The sequence below is a fragment of the Robinsoniella sp. genome (assembly GCF_034124845.1).
The window spans coordinates 1-5,347 of record NZ_JAWYAJ010000053.1; the positions used below are offsets into that span (position 1 = coordinate 1).

General features: G+C 34.4%; 7 protein-coding genes. All 7 read left to right on the forward strand.

The window, feature by feature from the left end:
- The coding region (locus tag ACH2DQ_RS02760; RefSeq protein WP_395025489.1) for a hypothetical protein at positions 1–545 on the forward strand (545 nt) is incomplete at its 5' end.
- A gap of 63 nt (positions 546–608) precedes the next feature.
- On the forward strand, positions 609–857 hold the full coding sequence (locus ACH2DQ_RS02765; RefSeq protein ID WP_395025491.1) for an acyl carrier protein: 249 nt from the start codon (positions 609–611) through the stop codon (positions 855–857).
- Between the two features lie 35 nt (positions 858–892).
- Positions 893–2,161 carry a B12-binding domain-containing radical SAM protein gene (locus ACH2DQ_RS02770; RefSeq protein WP_395025493.1) on the forward strand — a complete coding sequence of 423 codons (1,269 nt, stop codon included), beginning with the start codon at positions 893–895 and terminating at the stop codon, positions 2,159–2,161.
- The gene (locus ACH2DQ_RS02775) at positions 2,158–2,838 is read left to right on the forward strand and encodes an HAD family hydrolase (RefSeq protein WP_395025495.1); all 681 of its coding nucleotides are present in this window, start codon (positions 2,158–2,160) and stop codon (positions 2,836–2,838) included. The genes ACH2DQ_RS02770 and ACH2DQ_RS02775 overlap by 4 nt, the downstream gene beginning before the upstream one ends.
- Positions 2,839–2,887: 49 nt before the next feature.
- A complete protein-coding gene (locus ACH2DQ_RS02780) occupies positions 2,888–3,145 on the forward strand; it encodes a phosphopantetheine-binding protein (RefSeq protein ID WP_395025497.1) in 258 nt (85 codons plus the stop codon).
- Positions 3,146–3,159: 14 nt separating this feature from the next.
- Positions 3,160–4,770, forward strand: coding sequence for a B12-binding domain-containing radical SAM protein (locus tag ACH2DQ_RS02785; RefSeq protein WP_395025499.1), 1,611 nt, complete (start codon positions 3,160–3,162; stop codon positions 4,768–4,770).
- 22 nt (positions 4,771–4,792) lie between these two features.
- Positions 4,793–5,347: GGDEF domain-containing protein (locus ACH2DQ_RS02790; protein WP_395025501.1), on the forward strand; the 555-nt coding region annotated here is incomplete at its 3' end.

The window sequence follows — 5,347 nt, forward strand, 5'->3', positions numbered from 1 at the left end:
GACCAGGCGGTGCAAAGGAGTGTGCAGATTTTGTTGTAAATAATTACCATAAAATTAGTCTTATTATTTCTGCAGGAATGGCTGGGGCCATTTGTCCTGAATTAAAGCTGGGTGACATTGTGCTGTCGGATTATGTTATAAAAATAAAAGGGAGACAACTGGAAACAGAGAAATCCAAAAGCAACATGAAAGTTATACACAATTTTTTAAAAACTTATGATAATACCTTGCAAATTAACAAATGCGGCATTAACCTGTCAAGCGGGAAAATCCTGACTGTTGACAGAATGCTGCGAAATAAGACAGAATCTGATTTATACTATAAAAAATATCATGCAGCTTGTGTTGAAATGGAAAGTTATCCGATTTTGCACATCTGTAACGAAAGGAAGATTGCTTTTGTGTCAGTTAAAACAATAAGTGATTATGCAGATCAAAAATCAATGATCAATATACTAAGGATACAGGACAAGATTTTATTTAATCTGGGAAAATTTTTAGCAGACATGATTTCTTATCTGCGTATGGATTTGCACTATTGTTAAGAATACTCTACAAAGAATAGGATATTTTGTTTATTACGACCAAATTATAACAGGAGGATTGCTATGAAAAATAATTTAAAAGAGGAATTAAGAGATATTGTTTGTGAAATAATTGAAACAGAACCGGAGGCTCTTTTACCGGATGCTTTATTTTATGAAGATCTTGGCATGGATTCATTAAGGGCATTAGAAATACTTGCCGTTATAGAAAACAGATATTCCATAACCATTGACCCGGAGATGCTGACGCAAATGACATCTTTGAATAAGGTTGTAGAAATCACCGAACAGTGTCTGGAAAGAAAAAAATAAGAATTACGTAATGTAGAGAAAGGAGGGGAGGCAGGTTGCATAAAATAGCTTTAATATCACCAAAAAGAAATATGTTTGGTGAGAACAAACATATTCAAAGCCTTTTAGAAAATGCAACAGAATTTAATGAAAAAATGACTTCCCCGTTAAGTCCCAGTATAGATTTATTGTCAATAGCGGCTAGTTTTCCAGCTGGCTATCATATAGAGTATTTTGATGAAAATTATGAAGCAATTCAAATTCAAGAACATTACGATATTATTATTGTGGAGGCAGATACAGCCTTAATTAAGAATGCCCTCAAGATAATTGAATCCTTTTGCTCTGATACACTAAAGGTATTGTTCAGTGTTAATACAATATTTTATGAGATGGAAAAAATGCTTAAAACATTCAATGTACTCTTTATTGGTGAGGCTGAACTTTATATAAAGGAATTTATTGCTGATTTTGAAGCTGGCAGGATAAAATCTATTTACAGGTCAAAGGAAGGGCAATACTTAAATATGAGAGAATGTGTTCTGCCAAGATATGATTTATCTCAGAAGTACCGATATCGCTTTATCAATGTACAAACTATGCGTGGATGTTCAAAACACTGTAGTCACTGTGTTGTTCCTGGTATATTAGGAAACAATTTCCGGAGAAAATGTAATCAGAACTTAGAAAAGGAAATAAAGCATGTAATGCAGTGCTTTCCAGATGCTGCCATAGTTTTTACTGATTGTAACGCCGCAGCAATGATAGATGAGTTTATGGAATTTCTACATCTGTTAAAAAAACTTAAAATCAGATGGATTGCATCGGTTGATTTGACAATCATTACTGATGATGTAGCGCTGTCACTAATGAAAAGTGCAGGCTGCAAAAGAATAAATATAAATCTGTACAGTATCACTCATAAAAATCTAAGATCAATTGAAAAATCTTATTTTAAACTGGAATTTCAATCTAAATATGCATATTTCATTGATAAGATTCATTCTTATGGCATGGAGATATCAGGGTTTTTTATATTGGGATTAGACCATGATACAGCCAATTGCTTTGCATATACTGAAAAATTTATTGTTGACAGCAAATTGGATGCAGTTCGAATTGAGACTCCCATTCCACTTCCAGGTACAAGGCTTAGAGAAGATTACAGCAGAAAAGGAAAAATTTTAAACAGTGACTGGTATAGATATGCACCACTGGATGTTGTAATCAGACCTGAAAAGCTTACAACTGTTCAGCTAAAAGAAGGTTTGTCATGGGTTTATGTACAACTATTGGAATATTATAGAAAGGAACAGACGGTTTGAGAAAAAGTGTACTTTGTTTTGATTATTACGGTACTTTAGTAAATTTAGAAGGATTCTACACTCATCTGAATTGCATCATGAAGACTTACTTATTGCACCAGGGGATAGAAGTGAATCTGGATAAGTTTTGCCGCAGTTTTGCAAAATATAAAGCTGTGATGGAAAGAGGAGATGTATTTCTAACTGGGATGGAGATTCTTAACCAGAGTCTCCAAAAAACATGTGTGAAATATGGTATTGACTGCTTTGAAGGTGTATTTACAAGTTCGGTTAAGGCGTTTTTTGAAAATGCCCGCGCCTATGAGGACGCCAGGAATGTTATTGGTGAGCTGAGAAACAAGTATTATGTCGGGTTAATTAGTAATGCAGATAATGATATTATTTATTCTTCAATTAAAAAGGAGGGGTTTCAATTTGATTTTATTGTAACATCAGAAGATGCAAGATCAAATAAGCCTGATCAAAAAATTTTTCTCAGGGCTATGCAATTATTAAATAGAAACAATACGGATTTATATATGATAGGCGATTCTCAAACGGATGATATCTGTGGAGCCGGATGGCTGAATATACCTGCCATATGGATTAATAGGAATCATGAAAATCTAAGAGAGGGAAACTGCATCCCGGAACATACAATTCATAGACTTTCAGACTTGTTATCTATATTTAGCTAATATATCAAGGTAAATAATATTTATGAAACGAAAGGTGGCTGATGAGAAAATGGAGATAGAAAAAACAGTATTAGACACACTAAGTAAAAAAACTGTAATTGGTGATGAAATCTATAACACGGATAAAGATGAAAATTTATTGCAAAATGGTATGGATTCTTTTCAAATGATGAATTCTATAGTAGAAATAGAAAAAGAATTAAATTTCATATTCAGTGATGAAGATTTACTCACTGCAAACTTTTCAACGATTAATGCGATTATAGAAACTATAAATGATGTTTTAAGGTCTGATATGGACGAATAAAGGGAGGTTATATCTTGGATCTTTTATTAATTTTCCCGCCTTTGGGAAATCATGAAAATGCACATATTGGGCTTCCGCTTTTAAAGAGCTATGTAGCTGCAAATGGTTACACATCATGTAAAATCAAGGATTATAATGTAGAATTAATGGACAAATTAATACGAAAATTTATGTCTGGAGATACAAGTGTCCTGTTTAATAAAAGAAGTAAAAATATCAATCAGAATTATACCAGAGCCCAAGAAATTCTGAGAGGAAAAAATGAATCTGATAAGTTGAAGACAGGTTGGGCGACAGATATGATATACCGATATTTGTCAATTGCCGGTGATTGTATTGCAAAAATTAGTTTTGACCCTGTTACATTTAAATCTGTTGAAGAAGAATTTCTAAAAAATGAGCGGATGACTTCGGACAATACTATCTATCGTTATATTGAAGATGTAATCATACCGGATATTCTGTGCAAGAATCCTAAAGTTATTGGATTCTCCATAACTTACGCCAGCCAGGTGCTCTATACCTTACATATATGCAGAGAAATCAGAAGAAAAAAACCAAGTATTAAAATTGCATTTGGCGGAGCTATTTCATCAATTTTCTGGAAGGCATTTTTACATAGCAGTGTCATATCACCATACTTTGATGTAATCATGAGAGGAGAGGGAGAGGTACCGCTGTTAAAACTGTGTGATTGTTGGCTGAAGAATATAGGAACATTGGCTGATGTTCCCAATCTTGTGTATTTAACCGAATCTGGGGAACTGCAAGAGAATGAAGTGGGGAAAAATTGTCCAATGAACGATATACCAATGCCGGATTTTTCTGATATGCCTCTGGAAAAATATGCTTATCCCAAACTCCCGTTTCAAATGACAAGGGGATGTTATTGGGGCAAATGTGCTTTCTGCGGACACCGTGGATGTAACAGCAGCTATATGATGGCCACCAAGGAGAAGGTAGTGCATGACTTATTAACTTTGAAGGAAAAGTATGGTATTAGATTGTTTCACTTTGCAGACGATGCCATATTACCACAATATTTTGTGGATGTAGCCAAGATATTAATAAAAGAGAAAGTCGATATTGTTTATTCAGTTTTCTTGAGAACTGAGAAGGGATTTACAAAAGAGAACTGTGAAATTTTGTTCAAAAGCGGTTTGAGATCCGTATTATTTGGTATTGAGTCTGGTAATGCCAGAATCTTGAATCTTATGGAAAAAGGAATGGATACTGATAATATGAAAAAGGTGTTGAGAAACTTTAAAGAAGCTGGTATCTCCAATCACCTTAGCTGCATTATTGGTTTTCCAACAGAAGAAAAGGAAGAAGCATATGATACGATACGGTTCTTGCTGGATAATAAAGATATCTATCACAAAGCATATATTACTCCGTTCGGACTGTTTTCTGACATGGTTAATCAAATAGAGAAATTTGAAATAGAGGATGTAGATGTGTATAACCCTCTTCGGCATGATAAAAAAGGATATGTAGCTTTTGAATATTCATACACAAGAAAAAAAGGAATGTCTGTAGAAGAATATCTGGAGGTTCTGGATGAAGCAAGAGGTAAAATAGATTCTGTTCCTCCGGGCGCAAACTACTTCAGTAAAAGCTTATAAACAGACGGGAGATTACATGCATTTGTTTTGTGAAAAAGAGATTCAAAAGCTAATAAGGCCAGAACTAAAGCTGCTTAAGATGTATTCTGTAATAATGATTGATTTAGATTATATTATTCGGTTTTCACTACGGATTACACGGGGTGAAATGGAAAAGATTATAAAGAAAATGCATCAATTTTTTCAAAAGCTATTTCCACCGGAATCGATTATCCTGAAGTCAGAGGGGGATGAATTTTTAATTTTTATGCCGGAATGGGACAGAGACCATACAATAAGGCTGATAGAGGAAGTAAGGAAGGCTTTTAAAAAAGTTAAATTTGCATCGGAAGGTAGAGATGAATATAAAAATATAACTTTTACTTTCAGCGCCGGAGTTTCCGGCTGCCCTGATGACAGCCTTGTCTTTGAGGAGATCTGCAGACAGGCAACAGTCTGCTTATTCCTTGCTAAAGCATTTAGAAGAAACCGGGTATATGGAATGCCGGATAAAGAATCTTTAGTGATTCCCCCTGAAAGAATATTACTTATGCCGGATGGAAAGATTAGGACCATTCTTGGAAAATATGGTGAGGTA

Bases quoted from the DNA above. Each gene is read 5' to 3' on its own strand.
- ACH2DQ_RS02765 (WP_395025491.1), top strand. From the start codon at position 609: ATGAAAAATAATTTAAAAGAGGAATTAAGAGATATTGTTTGTGAAATA.
- ACH2DQ_RS02780 (WP_395025497.1), top strand. From the start codon at position 2,888: ATGGAGATAGAAAAAACAGTATTAGACACACTAAGTAAAAAAACTGTA.